This window comes from Sphingopyxis sp. (assembly GCF_035944815.1).
GTDB lineage: Bacteria > Pseudomonadota > Alphaproteobacteria > Sphingomonadales > Sphingomonadaceae > Sphingopyxis.
On the sequence record NZ_DASZAU010000009.1, the window covers coordinates 240,012 to 259,841 of the forward strand.

17 protein-coding genes are annotated in these 19,830 nt (G+C 65.0%); 12 read left to right on the top strand and 5 right to left on the bottom strand.

Annotated features, from left to right (window positions below; all coding sequences use genetic code 11):
* Positions 1 to 52 precede the first annotated feature (52 nt).
* Positions 53 to 1,762, top strand: a complete 1,710-nt coding sequence (locus VGU00_RS12030; RefSeq protein WP_327469827.1) for a class I adenylate-forming enzyme family protein — start codon at positions 53 to 55, stop codon at positions 1,760 to 1,762.
* Between the two features lie 69 nt (positions 1,763 to 1,831).
* Here the strand turns inward: VGU00_RS12030 and lysA are convergent, their stop codons facing one another.
* From lysA to VGU00_RS12050, 4 genes are read right to left on the bottom strand one after another with little or no spacing between them, the layout of a single operon-like run.
* Complete coding sequence (lysA, locus tag VGU00_RS12035) at positions 1,832 to 3,112, bottom strand: diaminopimelate decarboxylase (protein ID WP_327468775.1); 1,281 nt, start codon at positions 3,110 to 3,112, stop codon at positions 1,832 to 1,834.
* A gap of 20 nt (positions 3,113 to 3,132) precedes the next feature.
* Positions 3,133 to 3,393 carry a hypothetical protein gene (locus tag VGU00_RS12040; RefSeq protein WP_327468777.1) on the bottom strand — a complete coding sequence of 87 codons (261 nt, stop codon included), beginning with the start codon at positions 3,391 to 3,393 and terminating at the stop codon, positions 3,133 to 3,135.
* Positions 3,390 to 3,899, bottom strand: a complete 510-nt coding sequence (locus VGU00_RS12045; RefSeq protein ID WP_327468779.1) for an SAM-dependent methyltransferase — start codon at positions 3,897 to 3,899, stop codon at positions 3,390 to 3,392. The genes VGU00_RS12040 and VGU00_RS12045 overlap by 4 nt, the downstream gene beginning before the upstream one ends.
* Positions 3,900 to 3,907: 8 nt before the next feature.
* Positions 3,908 to 4,174, bottom strand: a complete 267-nt coding sequence (locus VGU00_RS12050) for a hypothetical protein (protein ID WP_327468781.1) — start codon at positions 4,172 to 4,174, stop codon at positions 3,908 to 3,910.
* 505 nt (positions 4,175 to 4,679) lie between these two features.
* Here VGU00_RS12050 and VGU00_RS12055 point away from each other — a divergent pair.
* The 9 genes from VGU00_RS12055 (at position 4,680) to VGU00_RS12095 (ending at position 14,137) form a co-directional block, all read left to right on the top strand.
* Positions 4,680 to 4,769 carry a potassium-transporting ATPase subunit F gene (locus tag VGU00_RS12055; protein ID WP_327468783.1) on the top strand — a complete coding sequence of 30 codons (90 nt, stop codon included), beginning with the start codon at positions 4,680 to 4,682 and terminating at the stop codon, positions 4,767 to 4,769.
* 12 nt (positions 4,770 to 4,781) lie between these two features.
* Positions 4,782 to 6,485, top strand: a complete 1,704-nt coding sequence (gene kdpA / locus VGU00_RS12060) for a potassium-transporting ATPase subunit KdpA (RefSeq protein WP_327468785.1) — start codon at positions 4,782 to 4,784, stop codon at positions 6,483 to 6,485.
* Between the two features lie 10 nt (positions 6,486 to 6,495).
* Complete coding sequence (gene kdpB / locus VGU00_RS12065) at positions 6,496 to 8,532, top strand: potassium-transporting ATPase subunit KdpB (protein WP_327468787.1); 2,037 nt, start codon at positions 6,496 to 6,498, stop codon at positions 8,530 to 8,532.
* An 11-nt stretch (positions 8,533 to 8,543) separates the two neighbouring features.
* Complete coding sequence (gene kdpC / locus VGU00_RS12070; RefSeq protein ID WP_327468789.1) at positions 8,544 to 9,134, top strand: potassium-transporting ATPase subunit KdpC; 591 nt, start codon at positions 8,544 to 8,546, stop codon at positions 9,132 to 9,134.
* On the top strand, positions 9,131 to 11,800 hold the full coding sequence (locus VGU00_RS12075; protein ID WP_327468791.1) for a sensor histidine kinase KdpD: 2,670 nt from the start codon (positions 9,131 to 9,133) through the stop codon (positions 11,798 to 11,800). Before kdpC ends, VGU00_RS12075 begins: the two co-directional genes overlap by 4 nt.
* Positions 11,797 to 12,522, top strand: coding sequence for a response regulator transcription factor (locus tag VGU00_RS12080; protein WP_327468793.1), 726 nt, complete (start codon positions 11,797 to 11,799; stop codon positions 12,520 to 12,522). The genes VGU00_RS12075 and VGU00_RS12080 overlap by 4 nt, the downstream gene beginning before the upstream one ends.
* Positions 12,523 to 12,608: 86 nt before the next feature.
* Positions 12,609 to 12,764: a hypothetical protein gene (locus VGU00_RS12085; RefSeq protein WP_327468795.1), complete on the top strand. Its 156-nt coding sequence runs from the start codon at positions 12,609 to 12,611 to the stop codon at positions 12,762 to 12,764.
* 104 nt (positions 12,765 to 12,868) lie between these two features.
* On the top strand, positions 12,869 to 13,171 hold the full coding sequence (locus VGU00_RS12090) for a hypothetical protein (RefSeq protein WP_327468796.1): 303 nt from the start codon (positions 12,869 to 12,871) through the stop codon (positions 13,169 to 13,171).
* Between the two features lie 147 nt (positions 13,172 to 13,318).
* Entirely contained in the window at positions 13,319 to 14,137 is an 819-nt protein-coding gene (locus tag VGU00_RS12095) for a TorF family putative porin (RefSeq protein ID WP_327468798.1), read from the top strand.
* Between the two features lie 64 nt (positions 14,138 to 14,201).
* Here VGU00_RS12095 and VGU00_RS12100 read toward each other — a convergent pair whose 3' ends face one another.
* Positions 14,202 to 16,598 (bottom strand): M28 family peptidase, encoded by a 2,397-nt coding sequence (locus VGU00_RS12100; RefSeq protein ID WP_327468800.1) that lies wholly within the window; start codon positions 16,596 to 16,598, stop codon positions 14,202 to 14,204.
* Positions 16,599 to 16,927: 329 nt separating this feature from the next.
* Here VGU00_RS12100 and VGU00_RS12105 point away from each other — a divergent pair, with 329 nt between their 5' ends.
* Both VGU00_RS12105 and VGU00_RS12110 read left to right on the top strand, forming a co-directional pair.
* Positions 16,928 to 17,569 carry an XRE family transcriptional regulator gene (locus VGU00_RS12105; protein ID WP_327468802.1) on the top strand — a complete coding sequence of 214 codons (642 nt, stop codon included), beginning with the start codon at positions 16,928 to 16,930 and terminating at the stop codon, positions 17,567 to 17,569.
* A 187-nt stretch (positions 17,570 to 17,756) separates the two neighbouring features.
* The gene (locus VGU00_RS12110) at positions 17,757 to 19,721 is read left to right on the top strand and encodes a serine hydrolase domain-containing protein (protein ID WP_327468804.1); all 1,965 of its coding nucleotides are present in this window, start codon (positions 17,757 to 17,759) and stop codon (positions 19,719 to 19,721) included.
* The last annotated feature ends 109 nt before the right edge of the window (positions 19,722 to 19,830 follow it).

Here is a 19,830-nt window from a genome sequence, read left to right on the forward strand (position 1 = left end):
CAACGATCCCGTTAGCGAAGCCGTCGTTCCGCTCGACCCCGCCTGGCCCCGAATGTCGCTAGACGATGCGACGGCGGCGCTGACCGCGCCGGGCACGAAGTTCGAAATGGAAACGCTCGATATCCGGGGCATTCCAACGCGGGTCTGGAAACATGCGCCGCACGACCTCGGCGCCCTGCTCGACCTGTCGCGGATGCATGGCGACCGGATGTTCACGATCCTCGATGATGCGCGCGTGTCCTATGAAGCGAACTGGCGGGCGACCGCTACGCTGGCGCGCGCGCTGCGGGGCATGGGTGTGGGGAAGGGCGACCGGGTGGCGCTGGCGATGCGCAACCTCCCCGAATGGCCGATGGCCTTTTTCGCGATCGTCACGATCGGTGCGATCGCGGTGCCGCTCAATGCCTGGTGGACGGGCGCCGAGCTGGCTTACGGCATCCGCGATTCGGGCGCCAAGCTGGTGATCGTCGATGGCGAGCGCCTCGACCGCATTGCGGACTATCTGGACGACCTGCCGGCGGTCACGCACCGGATCGTCGCGCGCGCCGCCGCGCCGGTCGCGGGAACAACTGCGCTCGAGGACATCGTCGGCGCGCCGGCAGGCTGGGCCGACCTCGACCCCATCGAGCGGCCGCAGGTCGATCTCGACAGCGACGATGATGCGACGATCTTTTACACCAGCGGAACGACGGGCAATCCGAAGGGCGCACTCGGCACGCATCGCAACCTGCTCACCAACATCCTGTCGGGCGGCTTCGCCACCGCGCGCAGCTTCCTGCGTCGCGGCGAGCCGGTGCCCGATCCGACGCCGCGCACGATATTGACGGTGATACCGATGTTCCACGTCACCGCCTGTTCGGCGAGCCTGATGGGCAGCCTGGCCGCAGGGCATACGACGATCTTCATGCACAAATGGGACGCGGTGCGCGCGATGGAGATCATCGAGCGCGAGAAGGTCAATGTCACCGGCGGCGTGCCGACGATCGCCTGGCAGCTGATCGAGCATCCCGACCGCACGCGCTACGACCTCTCGTCGCTCGAGGCGATCGCTTATGGCGGGGCGCCGTCGGCGCCCGAGCTTGTCAAGCGCATCTATGAAGAGTTTGGCGCGCTCCCCGGCAACGGCTGGGGGATGACCGAGACGATGGCGACGGTGACATCGCATTCGTCGGAGGATTATCTCAACCGCCCGACGAGTGCGGGGCCGCCGGTCGCGGTCGCCGACCTCGAAATCCGCGCCGACGACGGCGTGACCGTGCTGCCGGTCGGGACCGTCGGCGAATTATGGGCGCGCGGACCGATGATCGTGAAGGGCTATTGGAACAAGCCCGAGGCGACCGCCGAAACCTTCGTGGACGGCTGGGTGCGTACCGGCGACCTTGCGCGGCTCGACGAAGAAGGCTTCGTCTATATCGTCGACCGGGCCAAGGACATGGTGCTGCGCGGCGGCGAGAATATCTATTCGTCCGAGGTCGAAAATGCCCTCTACGAACATCCGGCCGTAACCGACGCGGCGATCATCGGCATTCCGCACCGCACGCTGGGCGAAGAACCAGCTGCGGTCGTCCATCTCGCCCCCGGCATGACGGCGACCGAAGCCGAACTCCAGCAATGGGTGCGAGCGCGGCTCGCGGCGTTCAAGGTGCCGGTGGCGGTGCGCTTCGTGGCAGAGACGCTGCCGCGGAATGCCAATGGCAAGATATTGAAAAAGGATCTGAAGCTCCTGTTCGAGGAGGCGCACTGCGGTCTCGGCCAGTCATAGTCCGGCATTCCGGAGCGTGCGGCTCGCGTGGCCGGCCTATGTCGTCAGGCCCGCCACGCGGCAGCGGTTTCAGGCGGCGTGCATATCGGGCACGTCGGGCATCCACGGTGCGAGCCGCTGCCTGCGGACCTCGTGCGCCGGGATGCGCTCGGCGATGACCGCATAACGATTGCGGTCGACGAGCACCTCGGGGACGAGCGGGCGACAATTATAGGTCGATGCCATGGCCGCGCCATAAGCGCCGGCGGTATGAAACAGCGCCAGATCGCCCTCGTCGACCCGGTCGATCACGCGGGCTTTCGCAAAAGTGTCGCCGGTTTCGCAGACCGGGCCGACGATATTCGCGGAGAAGGTCTTGCCCGACGGACGCACGGCAGCAAATTCGTGCCAGGCATCGTAAAGCGCGGGGCGGGCGAGGTCGTTCATCGCGGCATCGACCACGACGAACGGGTGCTCCCGGCCGGGTTTCACCCACAGGATGCGCGTAAGGAGGACGCCCGCCCGCGCTGCGATAAAACGGCCCGGTTCGAAAAGCAGGGTGGCGTCCCAGTCGCGCGTCACCGCTGCGACCATCGCGCCATAGGCCTCGACATCGGCGTCATCCTGACCCGGGCGATAAGAAACGCCGAGGCCGCCGCCCAGATCGACATGATACACGCGATGCCCTTTGGCGCGCAACGCGCGGATCAGGTCGCCAATCCTGCGATAGGCGGCTTCCAGCGGCGCGAGATCGGTGATCTGGCTGCCGATATGTACGGCAAGGCCGTGGAGGTCGAGACCGGGGAGCCCCGAGAGGCGGTCGTACATGGCGAGCGCTTCGCCGACCGGGACGCCGAACTTGCTGTCGCTGCGCCCCGTCGTGATCTTCGCATGGGTGTTCGCATCGACGTCCGGGTTGATGCGCAGCAGCGCAGGCGCGCGCCTGCTGCGCTGTGCGGCAAGCGTGGACAGCAACTGCCCCTCGCGCTCATGCTCGAGGTTGAAGCGCCCGATTCCCGCATCGAGACCCGCGATCAGTTCGGGCGCGGTCTTGCCAACGCCCGAGAAGACGATGTGATTTGCCGCGATTCCGGCGCGCATGGCCGCGTCGAGCTCGCCGCCCGACACGATATCGGCGCCATAATTCTGGTCGGCGAGAATGCGCAGCACCGCGAGCGACGGGTTCGCTTTGACCGCGAACATCAGTTGCTTGCGCGGTACCCTGGCGAGCGCAGTGCGAAAGCGCTGCGCGGCGGTGCGCAGCGCCTCGGCCGAATAGACATAGGCGGGGGTTCCGACGTTCGCGGCAATCGTCGCGAGCGAGACCGCTTCGGCGTGCATCTCGCCGCCGAGCAGGTGGAAAGGAGGCATGGGGGTTCCTTTGTCAGAAATCAGAGATCGCGCTGGCGGGCCTGCCGCGCGACGCGGATTGCACCCGGGAGCTCGCGATGGCGACTTCGCTCGACCTTGAGCGCAAGCGCGACGCGTTTGCCGCCGATAAGGAGCAGGAGGCCGCCGGCGGCCACTAGAAGGCCGAGCAGGCCGAACATGTCGGCGCCGCCCGCGGCTTTTGTGGCTGCATCGACGACGAAATAGCCCATGATGAGCAAGGTCGCGCCGGCAATGCGCCAGCGAAGGTCGCGAACGGTCATGGGTTTCGTCCTCCGGTCCGGGCGCACAGCACGGTATCGCCCGCGGCGCGGGCGATCCTGGCAAAATCGCGCGCTTCGCTTTCGGACGACGAGCAGAGCAGCAGGTCGGCCGGGAATTGGGCTTCCTCGCGCATCGCCTCGCGCTGATCGCCCAGTTCGAAGACGAGGCCGATCGCCGCGTCGGGCTGGCGAGCAGCGGTTTTTTTCGCCGCGTTGACGAGTTGGGGATCGGCGTCGACGCCGCGGCCCTCGACCGCCACGAAACCCAGTTCGCGGGCGCGCTGCGCCGCGTGGATCAACAGATCGCCCGCGCCGCAATCGGCGTCGACGATACGGATGCTGCGGCGGCCGAGTTTGCGCAGGCCCTTGAGCTTGCGCAACATGGCGGGCCAGCGTCGATCCTTTTCGGCCCGCTCGCCAAGGCTTTCGGGTCGCGCGACGGCGCCGAAGGAGACCGGCGACATCCATATGATCGCCGAAGGGGAGAGATGGGAAAAGCGCATCATGATCCTCCTCAAGCGGCACGCGGCATCGAAGGTTCGCCCGCCCGCAAGGGCTCGAACGAAACGCTCGGGATCAAGGGATGCAGCGCGCTGACGAGGCGCGCGCCCGCTACGCCGCACGCCTCGGCGCGGGCGAAAGCCCAGGCGGCCTCGCGCGAAATGAAACGCCCTTCGAGCTGTCCGTTACAACCCTGGACGAGCCAGTGCCCGGCCGCGTCGCGGCCGAGAAAGATCGTCAGGCTCGATGGGTCGGGCTCCGCGGAAATCGCAGACAACATGGTGAGATGCTCCTTGGCTACTCAAATCGAAGCCCGGAAATCGGGGTCCGATGCCGGCAATCTATTGAGGCGCGCATAGGGATTCGAGATCGAGAGAGCGCGTCGACCATTGTATTTTCATTATTTCCGGCCCCGGGGCGCTGCGAAATGGCTGTGCGCAATCCTCCCGGCTCGAAGCAAGGCGGACCGGGGAGGGAACACACTATAGACCGTGCTGCTTCCAGCGCGATCTGGTGCGACGAACCGGCACCATCGCGCGCCATTCCGCCGAAATCGGCAAAATCATATGAGAATACTATGCGATCGCGGTTTTCGGTGTCTCGAATTCAAATTCGCCCCTGACCTATTTGGAAGCCCGCAGACGACTCGTGCCGCGTCCCGTGGCCAGCGCCTTGCCGGAGCACTACCCATGCAGGATCTCATCTGGGTCGGCATCATCCTCGCTCTCCTCGCCGCGAGCCTCGGCTACGCGCGGCTGTGCGACGACGCATAAGGATCGATGACCATGACTCTCGACCTCTGGCTCGCGGGCCTCACCGCGCTCGGCCTTCTTCTCTATCTCGTCGCCGTGCTCGCGCGGCCCGAACGCTTCTAAGGGAGGCGCGCCATGACCTTTCAGGGATGGCTCCTGATCATCGTCTTCGTCGGCATCTTGCTGGCGATGACCAAGCCGATGGGCCGCTGGATCTTCGCGCTCTACGACGGCCAGCGCACGCCACTGCACCGCATCTTCGGCCCCGTCGAGGCGGGTTTCTATCGCCTGTCGGGCATCGACCCGAACGAGGAGCAGAGCTGGCGCCGTTACGCGGTCCACATGCTGATCTTCAACGTTGCCTTGCTGCTCTTCACCTATGCGGTGCTGCGCCTGCAAGGCGTGCTGCCGCTCAATCCGCTCGGCTATGACGGCGTCGGTAGCGATGGCGCGTTCAACACCGCGGTCAGTTTTACCACCAACACCAACTGGCAATGGTATTCGGGCGAGGCGACGCTGTCGAACCTCAGCCAGATGCTCGGCCTGACGATCCACAATTTCCTGTCGGCGGCGACGGGCATCGCGCTCGCCTTTGCCTTCTTCCGCGGCTTCGCGCGGCGCAGCGCGGCGACGCTCGGCAATTTCTGGGCCGACGTCACGCGCGTCACGCTTTACCTGCTGCTGCCGATCTGCATCGTCTATGCGATCTTCCTGATTGCCAACGGCGTGCCGCAGACGCTCGCCGGCTCGGTCGATGTCGCGACGCTCGAAGGCGTCAAGCAGACGCTGGCGCTCGGCCCGGTCGCGTCGCAGGAAGCGATCAAGATGCTCGGGACCAATGGCGGCGGCTTCTTCAACGCCAATTCGGCGCATCCGTTCGAAAATCCGAACGCGCTCACCAATCTCGTCCAGATGCTGTCAATCTTCGCGATCGGTTTCGGCCTGACCTGGACCTTCGGCAAGGCGGTGGGCAACCAGCGTCAGGGCTGGGCGATCCTCGCGGCGATGCTCGTCATCTTCCTCGCCGGCACCAGTGTCGTCTATTGGCAGGAAGCCGCGGGCAATCCGATCTTCCACCAGCTTGGCGTCGCGGGCGGCAATATGGAAGGCAAGGAAGTCCGCTTCGGAATCGCGGCCTCGTCGCTCTTCGCCGCGGTTACCACTGCGGCCTCGTGCGGCGCGGTCAATGCGATGCACGACAGCTTCACCGCATTGGGCGGCATGATCCCGCTGTTCAACATGCAGCTTGGCGAAGTCGTCATCGGCGGCGTCGGGGCGGGCATCTATGGATTCCTGCTGTTCGCCATCCTCGCGGTGTTCGTTGCGGGCCTGATGGTCGGCCGCACGCCGGAATACGTCGGCAAGAAGATTGAGGCGCGCGAGGTCAAGCTTGCGGTGCTCGCGATCGCGGTGCTTCCGCTGATCATCCTTGGCGGCACCGCCATCGCGTCGGTGACCGAGGCGGGTCTTGCCGGGCCGCTCAACAAGGGGCCGCACGGTTTTTCCGAAATTCTCTACGGCTTCACCAGTGCTGTCGCGAACAACGGATCGGCCTTTGCGGGCCTCACCGCCGGCACGCCCTTCTATAACTTCATGCTGGGCGTCGGGATGTGGCTTGGCCGCTTCTTCATCATCATCCCCATGTTGGCCATCGCGGGTAGCCTCGCGGCGAAGAAATATACGCCCGAAACGGCGGGCAGCTTCCCCACCACCGGGGTGCTGTGGACAGGCCTTCTGGTCGGCATCGTGCTGATCGTCGGCGGCCTGACCTTCCTGCCCAGCCTCGCGCTCGGTCCGATCGCCGATCATCTCGCGATGATCAACGGCCAGCTTTTCTAAGGATATCCCAATGGCTCGGTCTGAAACCAAGTCCCTGTTCACGGCAGAGCTGATCGTTCCGGCGATCGGCGATGCCTTCCGCAAGCTCAACCCGAAGGAACTGATCCGCAACCCGGTGATGTTCACCACCGCGGTCGTCGCGACCTTGCTGACGGTGCTCCTCGTCGTCGGCCACGACGGCCTTGCGACCGGCTTCAAGCTGCAACTCGTAATCTGGCTCTGGCTGACGGTGCTCTTCGGCACCTTCGCCGAGGCGCTGGCGGAAGGCCGCGGCAAGGCGCAGGCGGCATCGCTACGCGCAACGAAGGCGGAACTGACCGCCAAGCGGGTGAAGGATGGAGGCAAAGCTTATGAAAGCGTGCCCGCCAGCGCGCTCCGTGTCGGCGATATCGTGCTCGTCGAAACCGGCGACCTCATCCCTTCCGACGGTGAAGTCGTCGCGGGCGTCGCGTCGGTCAACGAAGCCGCGATCACCGGCGAAAGCGCCCCCGTGATCCGCGAGGCGGGCGGCGATCGTTCGGCCGTGACCGCCGGCACGCGCGTCATCTCGGACGAAATCCGCGTGCAGGTGACGGTCAATCCGGGGCAGGGCTTCCTCGACCGGATGATCGCGCTCGTCGAAGGCGCCGAGCGGCAGAAGACTCCGAACGAAATCGCGCTGACCCTGTTGCTTGTCGGCCTGACGATCATCTTCCTGATCGCGGTCGGAACCATTCCCGGCTTTGCCTCTTATGCGGGCGGCAGCATTCCCGTCGCAATCCTCGCGGCGCTGCTGATCACGCTCATCCCGACGACGATTGCCGCCTTGCTGTCGGCAATCGGTATCGCCGGCATGGACCGTCTCGTGCGCTTCAACGTGCTCGCCAAGTCGGGCCGTGCGGTCGAAGCTGCAGGCGACGTCGACGTGCTGCTGCTCGACAAGACGGGCACGATCACGATCGGGGACCGTCAGGCGACCGAATTCCGCCCGGTCGGCGGTCAGTCGATGGCCGTTTTGTCCGAAGCTGCGCTGCTTGCCAGCCTTGCCGACGAAACGCCCGAAGGCCGCTCGATCGTCGCGCTTGCGCGCGAGAAATTCGGACAGACGGCAAGTGAACTGCCGCAAGGTGCCGAAATCATCCCGTTCACAGCACAAACGCGCATTTCGGGGATCAAGATCGGCGACAGCGTGATCCAGAAGGGGGCGGTCGATTCGGTTCTGAAGGCCAATCCCGGCGCCGGTACCACCGCCGCCGCAACCGAATTGCGCCGGATCACCGACGAAATCGCGCGCGCCGGCGGTACGCCGCTGGCGGTCGCGAAGGACGGCCAGCTGCTCGGTGCGATCTTCCTCAAGGATATCGTCAAGGCCGGCATCCGCGAACGTTTCGGCGAGCTGCGCGCGATGGGCATCCGCACGGTGATGATCACCGGCGACAATCCGCTCACGGCCTCGGCAATCGCTGCCGAAGCGGGCGTCGACGATTTCCTCGCGCAGGCGACGCCCGAAGACAAGCTCGAGCTGATCCGCAAGGAACAGGCGGGCGGGCGTCTGGTCGCGATGTGCGGCGACGGCACCAACGACGCGCCGGCGCTCGCGCAGGCCGACGTCGGCGTCGCGATGAACACCGGCACGCAGGCGGCGCGCGAGGCGGGCAATATGGTCGACCTCGACAGCGATCCGACGAAGCTGATCGAAGTCGTGGGGCTCGGCAAACAATTGCTGATGACGCGCGGGGCGCTCACGACCTTTTCGGTTGCGAACGACGTCGCCAAATATTTCGCGATCATCCCGGCGATGTTCATCGCGCTCTACCCGGGGCTCGGCGTGCTCAACGTCATGGGTTTGAGCAGCCCGGAAAGCGCGATTCTCTCGGCGATCATCTTCAACGCATTGATCATCCCGATGCTCGTGCCGCTCGCGCTCAAGGGCGTGACCTATCGTCCGATGGGCGCAGGGCCTTTGCTCGCACGCAACCTTGCGGTCTACGGGCTCGGGGGTCTCGTCGCGCCCTTCATCGGGATCAAGCTTATCGACCTGGCCGTTGGCGGCCTGGGTCTGGTCTAAGGAGACCGGTAATGAACAAGGATATTATCAGCTCGCTGCGTCCGGCGTTCGTCATGACACTGCTCTTCGCCGTGCTGCTGGGAATAGGCTATCCGCTTGCGCTGACCGGCGTGGGGCAGGCGTTCTTCCCGGCCCAAGCGAACGGCAGCCTCGTTCGCGAAAATGGCAAGGTCGTCGGCTCGACGCTTGCGGGACAGGCTTTCACCAGCGAGCGCTATTTCAACACGCGCCCGTCGGCCGCGGGAGACGGTTACAACGGGCTCGCCTCGTCGGGTTCGAACCTCGGCCCGACGTCGCAGGTGCTCGTCGATCGTGTCAAGGGCGACGTCGAAAAGCTGAAGGCGGCCGAACCGGGCAAGGCGATCCCCGCCGACCTCGTCACCGCGTCGGCTTCCGGTCTCGACCCCGATATCACGCCCGAGGCGGCGCTTTACCAGGTCGATCGCGTGGCGCGTGTCCGCGGGCTCGATCCGGCTGCAGTGCGCGGACTGGTCGAGCAGAGCGTCGAAAAGCCGCTTTTCGGCTTCCTCGGCGAACCGCGCGTCAACGTGTTCGAGCTCAATCGACGACTCGATGCTTTTGGCGCTAAACCTGCTGCGTGACAGAAAGCGATAGACCATCACCAGAGGCCTTCCTGCGTCAGGCGGCGCAGGAAGGCCGCGGCCGTCTCAAAGTCTTCCTTGGCGCCGCGCCCGGCGTCGGCAAGACATGGGAAATGCTGACCGACGGACGCCATCGGCGCGAGGCCGGGGTCGATGTCGTGATCGGCGTGGTCGAAACGCACGGCCGGCGCGAGACCGAGGCGCTCATCGAGGGTCATGAGATCGTCGCGCGGCGCGAGGTCGACCATCAGGGGCACAGCCTCGGCGAGATGGACATCGACGCGATCCTCGAAAGGCGTCCGCAGCTCGTCCTCGTCGACGAACTCGCGCACACCAATGCGCCCGGCAGCCGCCATCCCAAGCGCTATCAGGACGTCGAGGAATTGCTGGGTGCCGGCATCGACGTCTATTCGACGCTCAACATCCAGCATGTCGAAAGCCTCAACGACGTCGTTGCGTCGTTTACCCGCGTTCGCGTGCGCGAGACAGTTCCGGACGTTATCCTGGAAAATGCCGAGATCGAGGTCGTCGACATTCCGCCCGACGAACTGATCGAGCGGCTGCGCGACGGCAAGGTCTATATCCCGCAGGAAGCGACGCGCGCGCTCGGCCATTTTTTTTCGAAATCGAACCTGACTGCGCTGCGCGAGCTGGCGCTGCGCCGCGCGGCGCAGGCGGTCGATGCGCAGATGCTCGACCATGTGCGCAGCCATGCGCTTGCGGGAAGCTTTGCGGTCGGCGAACGGATCGTCGTCGCGGTCAGCGAGCTTCCGGTCGCGGCCGAACTCGTCCGTGCGGGGAAGCGGCTTGCCGACGCGCTCAAGGCACCGTGGACCGCGGTCTATATCGAGACCCGGCGCAGCCAGTCGCTGACCGACGACGATCGCAAGCAACTCGCCGACACGCTCGCGCTCGCCTCGCGCCTTGGCGCTTCGACCGCGACCGTGCCTGCGGCTAGCGTGGTCGAAGGCTTGCAGGCTTTCGCGCGCGACGCGCGCGCGACACAGATCGTGATCGGCAAGTCGGCGCGGCCCTGGTGGTTCGAAATGCGCCATGGCTCGGTTGTCGACCAGCTGGTGCGGACGATCGACGATGTCGCGGTCCATGTCCTGCCCGGCGAACCTGAAGCGAAGGCCGCGCAGCGGCCCGCGACTGCTCTCCCAGGCCGTTGGGGCAAGACCTCGGACTATATCTGGTCGCTCGCGATGGTGGTGCTGATGACGGCGCTCGGGCGCCTGCTGATCGAGGTGATCGATCTCGGCAATATCTCGCTGCTCTATCTCGTGCCGGTCATGTTCGCCGCAGCGACCTTCGGCCTGCGCGCCGGCTTGTTTGCGGGACTGGCTTCCAGTCTCGCCTATAATTTCTTCTTCCTGCCGCCGACCGGTACGCTGACCGTCAACAACCCCGAGAATGTCATCAGCATCCTCGTGCTGCTGGGCGTGGCGATCGTGACGAGCCAGTTTGCCGCGCGCGTGCGGGCGCAGGCCGATCTCGCGCAGTCGAGCGCGCGCCAGAATGCGGCGCTCGCCAGCTTCTCGCGCCAGCTCACCGCCGCGCCCGATCAGGATGTGTTGATGCAGGCGATCTGTGCCGAGGTCGGCCGTCTGCTCGACGTACGGACAGTGCTGCTCCTGCCGTCGGCCGACGGTCCGATGCTGCGTGCCGCTGTACCGCCCGAGGACCGGCTGGAGCAGATCGAACGCGCCGCGGCGCAATGGGCGATGGACAATGAACAGCCCGCGGGGCGCGGGTCGGCGACGCTCACCGCCTCCGACTGGCTCTTCCACCCCCTGCGCACGACGCGCGGCGTGCTCGGCGTGCTCGGGCTGACGCGCGACGATGCGCGCGAGCCCGTCCGCTCGGATCAGGTGCCGCTGTTGATGAGCCTGCTCGACCAGGCGTCGATCGCGCTCGACCGCATGGAACTCGAAGAGGATAATTTGAGGACGCGGCAGGTCGACGAACGCGACCGGTTGCGCTCGGCGCTGCTGTCGTCGGTCAGCCACGACCTGCGCACCCCGCTCACGACGATCCTGTCGGCGGCGCAGGAAATGCAGCGGCATCCGTCGGCCGAACTCGCGGGGACGATCGAGGCCGAGGCGCGGCGGCTCAACCGCTTCGTCTCGAACCTCCTCGACATGGTGCGCGTCGAGGCCGGGGCGCTGCCGATGAAGGTCGAGGCGACCGACCTGTTCGACGCCGCCGCAAGCGCCGCGCACGATACGCGCGGTTCGCTGGCGGGGCACGAGGTGAAGGTCGATATTTCCCCCAACATCCCGCTCGTCCGTGTCGACCCCGTGCTGCTCCACCATTGCCTGATCAACCTGCTCGATAATGCGGGACGCTATGCCGACCCCGATACGCCGATCACCATCCGCGCGCGGCGCATGAGCGACGCGATCGAGCTTTCGGTGATCGACGAGGGGCCGGGCATCGCGCCGGGCAACGAGAAGCGCGTCTTCGAAACCTTCACCCGGCTGGAGGGGAGCGACCGCGCCAAGCACGGCACCGGTCTCGGCCTCGCGATCGTGAAGGGCTTTGCCGAGGCGATGGGCCTGTCGGTCGAGGCGGGCAACAATGCCGATCCGCACGGCGCCTGCTTCACCATCCGCATTCCCGATGCGCTGATCATCACGCATCCCGCCGACAAGGACAATCTATGAAAGTGCGCCACAAGATTCTGGTCGTCGACGACGAGCTTCACATCCGCCGCCTGATCCGTGCGGCGCTGGAGCGCGCCGATTATGCGATCGTCGAGGCCGAGAATGCGCGCGAAGCGACCGATCGGCTGCGCGACGAGCGGCCCGACATCACGCTGCTCGACCTCGGCCTTCCCGATCGCGACGGGCTGGAACTGGTCCAGCTCATCAAGAAGCAGTCCGATACGACGCTCATCATCGTATCGGCACGCGACGCGACCGAGGAGAAAGTGGCGGCGCTCGACCTTGGCGCCGACGACTATCTGACCAAGCCTTTCGATACCGATGAGCTGCTTGCGCGGGTCCGCGTCGCGCTCCGCAATCGCCTGACCCGCGATGGCGGCAATCTCGGCCTCATGGTCGGCGACGTCAAACTCGACCTCATCGCGCGCACGGTGACCAAGGGCGGCAAGGAAGTGCATCTGACGCCAAAGGAATATGCGGTGCTGGCACAGCTCGCGCGCTTTCCCGGGCGCGTCATCACGCACAACCAGATCATGGCCGAAGTCTGGCCGCACGAGCATGAACATCATGTCGAATATCTGCGCGTGCTGATCCGCACGCTGCGCCAGAAGCTGGAGAGCGACCCCCAGCAACCGCAGATCATCTGCAACGAGCTCGGCATCGGATACCGGCTCAGGCTCGATAGCGAGCCGGTAGCCGAAGAAACTGTCCCGTCCCGCTGAGGCCACGCGCCGATCATATGGATTTTATACGCGAATAGCGTTCTGCCCCTCTCGATTTCAAACGGGGCAATTGCCTAGATCGGGGCATGACCAGACGCGATATCGATTGCCACCCCGCCGCCCCGGCGCGCCTGCACGACCGCATTATCGACTGGTTGGGTGCACAGGGGCCGCTGCTGTTGACGGTCTATATGTGCGGCGCGGTCGCGCTCGCTGCCTTCGCTATCGAAAGGCTCGGCTAAGCGGCCGATTTCGATCCTATGCAATCTCAATGCGCGCGGCCGCTTCCCGATCTCGAAATCATATGTCGTCCTGCGTAATTGAACGACCTCTTTTGGAGGTTCGGATGAAGAAATGGCATCAAAGCCTGTCGGCCAGTCTTGGGCTGCGTGGCGGAGGCATGGTCTTGCTCGGATCGGGCGGCGCGGTTGCCGTCCGCCTGCACCAGATGGCGCTGGGAGTGCCGGCGCGCGAACCGACGTCGTTCATGCTGCTGCTCGCGGCGATCGTCTTCCTCTGCGGCAGTGCGGGCAGCGCGCTGCTCTTTGCCGGGCCTGCACTGTGGGAGATTGTCGAGGTCTCCGAGCGCTGGCGCCGAATGCCGCCGCCCGACCTCGCGGTGACGGTCCGGCCCGATCGCGATGTCTGATATCCCCTTGGGCGCTCGCGGCCGGGCATAATGAAAACACTATGAAATCCCCTGTTTCCCGCTCTCGATTTCCAACGCGCCGCTGATCTAGTCGGGCCGCCTCACCCGTTCCCGCCATTCCGGCCGGGGCATGTTCAAGAGGCCAATATGAAAAATCTGATCGCCGCCGCCGCGCTTGCCGCCGGCCTGTTCCCGGTCGCCGCTTCGGCGCAGCAAGAAGACAAGCAGGCCGTCACCCTGTCGGGTTCGGCGACGCTCGCGTCCGACTATCGCTTTCGCGGGGTTTCGCAGTCCGACAAGGAAATGGCAGTGCAGGGCGGCCTGACCCTCGCGCACGAAAGCGGTCTCTACGCCGGTGTCTGGGCTTCCAACCTGTCGGGATGGGGTACGTTCGGCGGTGCGAATATGGAACTCGACCTGATCGGCGGTTACAAGGCGTCGATCGCCGAAAATGCGACGCTGGACGTCGGCATGGTCTGGTACATGTATCCCGGTGGCGCCGATGAATCGGATTTCGCCGAGCCTTATGTCAAGCTGACCGGCACGACCGGCCCCGCGACCCTCACTGCCGGGGTTGCTTATGCGCCCAAGCAATATGCGCTGGCGAACGTCTCGGCTGCTCCCGATAGCCGCGGGCAGAAGGAAGACAATCTCTACCTCTGGGGCGATGGCGCCTTCGCGATCGGCGGAACGCCGCTGACGGCAAAGGCGCACGTCGGCTATTCGGATGGCAATCCAGGCCTTGGCCCCAATGGCACCAGCGTTGCGCCGACCGGCCGCTATTGGGATTGGGCGCTGGGCATGGATGCGACCTGGCGCAACCTCACGCTGAACATTTCCTATGTCGACACCGACATCGGCAAGGCCGAGGCCGCCCGCCTGCAACCCAATTTTAGCAAGGGTGGCGACGGGAGCGGATCGATCGCCGATGCCGCTGTCGTCGCAAGCGTGACCGCTGCGTTCTGATTACCGGCTGGCCCGGGTGGCGCCCATGCCATCCGGGCCGACTCTTCTCACCGGCTCCGATACGTCACCAACTCGCCAAACGGCGCGTGACGATCATGGTGTCGCCCGACCGCCGGTACGGGACGACGTGCGGGGGAAGCGGGATCGGGGAATCTTTGATGGGGTCGCCGCCCCGAACTTCGGCCATCCGGACCTCGATCTGTCCCGGGCGGTCGGCGCGCAGCGTCAGGCGGACCTCTTCGCCGCCGCTCGCATGGAAAATGACCTGCGACCATTCACCCGCTTTCAGGGTGTCGGTTACCGGCTTGCCCGCCAGTTGCAGTCCGGTGAGATCGACCGATGGCTTGAAATGGATCCGCATATATCGCCCGGCATTGGCGTTTGCGGCGCGGATATCGATGAGCCGAGCGCGTCCCTGTCCGGTCGCAGTGACCTCGAGGCGTGGCGCGGCGACGGGCAGGGGCTTTGCCCTCGCGACCCAATAATCGCCTTTGGCGAAGGGAACGATCGACCCGGGCCGGGGCTTGTCGCCGTCCTGCGCCAGCGTCGCTCGGACCCATCCGCTCTTGTCCGGTTTGCCGCTGGCCCATCGGGCATTGTCGGTGTCGACGTCGGCGATCCGGAACGCCTCGACAAGCTCGGGGCTCGCGGCCGACGGCGTCCGGCCCACGATCCCGGCGACCGTAGCGAGGACGAGGCCCGCGATGGCAAGGAGCGTCCCCACGCGCGCCAATGCCCGCAAGGGCCACAGGAGCGGGGCGAGTGCGAGCACCGCCAGCATCAGGAAAGGCGCGATGATTGCCGGGGCCGTCACTCCGATCATCACGAACAGATCATAGCCGGTCCGCGCCATGAGCCCGGCCAGCAGCACGACAGGCAGCGCGAGCGCGATCAGGATCGCGGGGCGATCGATGCGACCGGCCGCGAACAGGAGCGATGCGAGAACGGGCAACAACAGCGCGAGGGGCCAGATGAGCGCATGCGCCCCCATGGGAAGCCATAGCTGGAGCGCCAGCGCTGCGACGCCGAGCACGGATGCGGCGCCCGCCAGCCAGCCGGGAAGGGCCGCCGGGCGGCCCGTGCTGACGCCAAGAATGAATCCCGCCGCAACGCCGATCAGCAGCGCGACGAGGCTGAAATCGCCGAGGAAGGCAGCGAGCATAGATGCTGTGACGACGCAAAGTGCCAACCGCCAGCGCCGTCCGCGGACGGCGGCGTCGATCACCAGCGCTCCGGTGCCGAGGCCAAGCAGCAGGGTCGCGCCAAGCATCCATGCGAACTGGCCCGTGACCGCATAGGGCGATGCGATATCGCCGAGCAACAGCGCGACGAGACGCTGCACCAGCATCAGGGCGGCCGCGATGCAGAGCGGCAACGCGATGGCCGCGCCGGCACCCCTCGCCACGTCGCGCCAATTCGCCGAGCGGCGTGCAAGCGCTGCCGCGGTCAGGGCGAATATCGCCCCGATCACGATGACAGCCAGCGCCCAGCCGAACGCGACCGGATAGGCCAGGAAATATTGGCCGAAGAGATCGGCGAACACCATGTCGCCGGCGCCGCGCCCCATATCCTTTGCCTGTGCGAAATCCCGCACGAGCGGCAATATCTGGCCGCCCATATGCTGGATGCTGCCCTGATTGAGGCTCGCCGCGGTCGAAAGCGGCGTATGATAGGCCATCTGATGACCGACAAAGGCGAAGTTCATGCCGGCATGACCGCGCTCGAGCGCCGCGGTCAGATCGGTGTCGTTCGGCATCTGTTTGTAGATCGTCACCATCAGCGAGTCCGACGCAGGGGTCGTAACGCTGCGACGATAGGCCTCGACAAGCGGACGATTGTTGCCGCTGGTCTGGAACATCAGCGTCCGCCCGCTGTCTCCGCGCGCTTCGAGGTTGAGAATCGGCCCCACGAGTCCGCGCAGAGGGTCGCTTTCGAAAAAGGCATTGGCGCCCAAAAGCCCGACTTCTTCGCCGTCGGTCATGAGGAAGATGACCGACCGGCGGAGCGGGGCACCCGCCCCCAGCGCGCGCGCGACTTCGAGCGCGACCGCGACGCCCGCGGTATCGTCGCCCGCACCGGGTGAGAGCGGCGCGGTATCATAGTGCGCCATCAACAGCACCGCGGGCAATGTCGGATCGCTGCCTTTCAGGATGCCGACGATGTTGCGCAGACGTCCGCCGATCGCTGTATCGGCCGAATTGCGGCGCGTCACGACGACCGTCTGGTCGCGGAGCTGCGGATCGAGGCCGAGAGCCGCCATGCGTGACAGAAGATATTGGCGTGTGACCTCTATCTCCGCCGATCCGATCGGATGCGGGTCGGTGGCGATCGCGCGCACGTCCTTCATCGCCCTTGCGGCGGAAAATTCGGTGGCCGGCGCAGTTTCGGGCGCAACGCCGGGCAGGCGGTTTCCAAGCCAGGCAAGCGCGAGTGCCGCAACAAGGACCAGCAGCGCTAACATCCAGCGAAACCGGGCTCCCGCGGGGGATGGTTTTCGGGAATCGTTGGTGTCGGTTTCAGTCAATGTGTCGCTCCGCTGTTCGCCGCCCGGCGGCATTGGGCCGCGTTGCCGCGAAGATGGCATATGTCATTTTCAGAATTTTCTGATTTGTCAAATTTATCCTGAACAGGTCTTTGTGTCGGGCGCGGCGTGATCGGCACTGCCGGCGACAAATGTCGCATATCGGCCGTTCCGAACCACTCCTTGATGCAGAGTGCATTGATGAAAATATATGCTAGATAAGAAAATCAGTAGAAAGGACCATCATGCCATCAAGGCCGGACAAGATAATGCCGGGCGCCGGACGCCTCGGATCGGGGGATCATAGTCCCGGCCTTTTCCTGCGTGAATTCCGGACCGAAAAGGGCTGGACGCTGGTCGAGGTTAGCGAGCGGACGGGAATACCCGTCTCGACGCTTTCGAAGGTCGAAACCGGGAAAATGTCGCTGAGCTATGAAAAGCTTGTGCGGCTGAGCCGCGGGCTGGATATCGATATCGCGCGCCTGTTTGCCGCGCCGGCCTCGCAAACGGTGGCGACGCAACGTCCGGCGACCGGACGACGGAGCATCACGCCTGCCAACGAAGGCGCGTCGATCGAGACGTCGACCTATCATTATACCTATCCGTCGGCCGACCTTTTGAACAAGGCGTTGAACCCGATGATCATCGAGGTGAAGGTGCGGTCGATCGACGAATTCGGCGAGTTGATGCGGCATCCGGGCGAGGAATATGTCCTCGTGCTGGAGGGTGAGTGCGAATTTCACACCGATATGTACGCGCCGTCGCTGTTGAAGACCGGCGATTCGGCCTATTTCGACGCCTCTATGGGGCATGGCTATGTCGCAGTCGGTGACGGGCCGTGCCGCGTGCTTTCGGTCTGTTCGGCCAATGACGCCGATCTGAAGTCGTCGTTGCAACCCATCGAAAGCTGATTTTCGCAAAACGGCGCTACGAGGCGCCTGTTCCTGCTGTCACGCGGCGGGCGATGACTTGCTGCGACCATTCTGCATTGACAAACCGCGTCTCCGATGGCTTGTCTCAAAATGAAAATTATTTCAGTTTGAGAAAATTTTAACGCCAACTGCGAAAAAGCGCAGGCCGGACAAGCGGGGGAGCGACATGCGGTTCATCAAATCGGTCAGGCTGGCGGGCGCTTTGGCGCTCGCGCTGCTTACGGGGGCGGCCGCGTCGGGCGAAGCGCCGGTCGCCGGTGTCGTTGCAGGGGATTCGGCGGCAGCGCCGGTCACCCCCTTGACCAAGGCGGATGTCGACGCATGGCTCGACGGTTTCATGCCCTATGCGCTCGAACGCGGGCGCGCGGCGGGCGCTGTCGTCGTGGTGGTGAAAGACGGCAAACCGCTGACCGAGCGGGGCTTCGGCTTTGCCGATGTTGCCAAACGGCGTCCCGTCGATCCCGAAACGACGCTTTTCAAGCAGGCTTCGGTGTCGAAGACGATCACCTGGACTGCGGTCATGCAGATGGTCGAGGCGGGCCGGATCGACCTCGACAAGGATATCAACACCTATCTCGATTTCCGCATTCCGCCCTATGCCGGCAAGCCGGTCACGATGCGCAACCTGATGACGCACACTGCCGGCTTCGACGAGGTGCAGCGCGGGCTCAACAGCTATGATCTCAAGGACATTCCCACCCTTGCCGAGGCGATGAAGCGGCAGGTTCCCGAGCGGATCTACGCCCCGGGTACTACCCCCGCCTATTCGAACTATGGCACCGCGCTCGCCGGTTATATCGTCGAGCGGGTGTCGGGCATGCCCTTCGATGATTATGTCGAGCGGCATATCTTCGCGCCAGCAGGGATGACGCATTCGACGATGCGGGCGAAATTGCCCGCGCGGCTCGAACCCCTGCTGGCAAATGGCTATCTTCTCGGATTGGGCAAGCCGGGGCGCCCTGAACTCAACGCTTTTGCACCCGCCGGCGGGCTCGCCGCGACCGGCGCCGACCTCGGGCGGTTCATGATCGCGCATCTCGACAATGGCGGCGCGTTGCTCAAGCCCGAGACCGCGCGCCTGATGCACGATAGCATCACGCGGTCGATCCCCGCGCTCAACGGCATGGCGCTCGGCTTTTACGAGCAGAATATCAACGGGCGGAAAGTTTTGTCGCACGGCGGCGATTCGATCGTCTTCCACAGCCAGATCTGGATTTTCCCCGAGGAAAAGGTCGGCATCTATATGTCGATGAACGCAGCGGGCACGGACAAGGTCTCGGCGGCGATTCGCAGCCATTTGTTTGAGGCCTTCGCCGATCGTTACTTCCCCGAAGCGCCGCGCGACGGCCGCGTCGACGCCGCGACCGCGCGCGAACATGCGCGGATGATGGTTGGCACCTATAACAAGACGCGGCGGCTCGAAACGAGCTTCCTGAAAGCGGCCGAACTGGGCGGTCAGCTCAAGGTCGGCCTCGACGCCGATGGCGGCCTTCTGTTCGGGGCGGCGACGGGCATCGGCGGCGCGCCGCGCAAATGGGTGGAAATTGCGCCCTTCGTCTGGCGCGAGGCAGGCGGCAAGATGCGGCTGGCGGCGGAGGTGAAGGAGGGACGTGTCGTCCGGTTCGGGATCGACTCCTCGTCGCCCTTCATGCTGTTCGAGCCCGTTCCCTGGTACAGCTCGAGCGTCTGGCTGACCCCCGCCTTGTTGATCGGCCTGACTGCGCTGCTGCTCACCGCGCTTTTCTGGCCGGTCGCGGCGCTGGTCCGCCGGCATTATGGCGTGCATCCGAGCCGCAGACTTGCCGAATGGCGTGCCTATCGCCTGACACGCGCTCTCGCGGGGCTGGCGGTAGCGGTGATGATCGCCTGGCCGGTCTTTGCCAGCGCGCTCCTCGGAGATTTCTCGTCGCTGAATGGCGAGCTCGACGGCATGTTGATCGCGCTCCGGATCGCGACGCCGCTCATCCTCTTTGCCCTGCTGGGCGCCGCGGTGTGGCATCTTGTTCTGGTCTGGAAGGGCGCGCGGGGCAGGTTTGCCCGTGTGTGGAGCGTCGTGCTGGTCCTGAGCGCGATCGTCCTGCTGTGGATCGCCCTTGTCTTTCACCTCATCGGCTACGGCACGGCCTTCTGACACAGTCCGGCGCGGTGGATGGTCGCGCCGGACAGCATTCGCCCCGCCGGGTGTCGAATATGGTTGAAATTTCAAAATCAGAAAATTATAGCCTGATTGGGCGTTGATT

Excerpts from the sequence above, each read along its gene's own strand:
- VGU00_RS12055 (WP_327468783.1), top strand. The coding sequence starts at position 4,680 with ATGACTCTCGACCTCTGGCTCGCGGGCCTCACCGCGCTCGGCCTTCTT.
- kdpA (WP_327468785.1), top strand. The coding sequence starts at position 4,782 with ATGACCTTTCAGGGATGGCTCCTGATCATCGTCTTCGTCGGCATCTTG.
- VGU00_RS12085 (WP_327468795.1), top strand. The coding sequence starts at position 12,609 with ATGACCAGACGCGATATCGATTGCCACCCCGCCGCCCCGGCGCGCCTG.
- VGU00_RS12110 (WP_327468804.1), top strand. The coding sequence starts at position 17,757 with ATGCGGTTCATCAAATCGGTCAGGCTGGCGGGCGCTTTGGCGCTCGCG.
- VGU00_RS12080 (WP_327468793.1), top strand. The coding sequence starts at position 11,797 with ATGAAAGTGCGCCACAAGATTCTGGTCGTCGACGACGAGCTTCACATC.
- VGU00_RS12045 (WP_327468779.1), bottom strand. The coding sequence starts at position 3,899 with ATGATGCGCTTTTCCCATCTCTCCCCTTCGGCGATCATATGGATGTCG.
- VGU00_RS12040 (WP_327468777.1), bottom strand. The coding sequence starts at position 3,393 with ATGACCGTTCGCGACCTTCGCTGGCGCATTGCCGGCGCGACCTTGCTC.
- lysA (WP_327468775.1), bottom strand. The coding sequence starts at position 3,112 with ATGCCTCCTTTCCACCTGCTCGGCGGCGAGATGCACGCCGAAGCGGTC.
- VGU00_RS12095 (WP_327468798.1), top strand. The coding sequence starts at position 13,319 with ATGAAAAATCTGATCGCCGCCGCCGCGCTTGCCGCCGGCCTGTTCCCG.
- VGU00_RS12090 (WP_327468796.1), top strand. The coding sequence starts at position 12,869 with ATGAAGAAATGGCATCAAAGCCTGTCGGCCAGTCTTGGGCTGCGTGGC.
- kdpB (WP_327468787.1), top strand. The coding sequence starts at position 6,496 with ATGGCTCGGTCTGAAACCAAGTCCCTGTTCACGGCAGAGCTGATCGTT.
- kdpC (WP_327468789.1), top strand. The coding sequence starts at position 8,544 with ATGAACAAGGATATTATCAGCTCGCTGCGTCCGGCGTTCGTCATGACA.
- VGU00_RS12050 (WP_327468781.1), bottom strand. The coding sequence starts at position 4,174 with ATGTTGTCTGCGATTTCCGCGGAGCCCGACCCATCGAGCCTGACGATC.
- VGU00_RS12100 (WP_327468800.1), bottom strand. The coding sequence starts at position 16,598 with ATGTTAGCGCTGCTGGTCCTTGTTGCGGCACTCGCGCTTGCCTGGCTT.
- VGU00_RS12030 (WP_327469827.1), top strand. The coding sequence starts at position 53 with ATGTCGCTAGACGATGCGACGGCGGCGCTGACCGCGCCGGGCACGAAG.
- VGU00_RS12105 (WP_327468802.1), top strand. The coding sequence starts at position 16,928 with ATGCCGGGCGCCGGACGCCTCGGATCGGGGGATCATAGTCCCGGCCTT.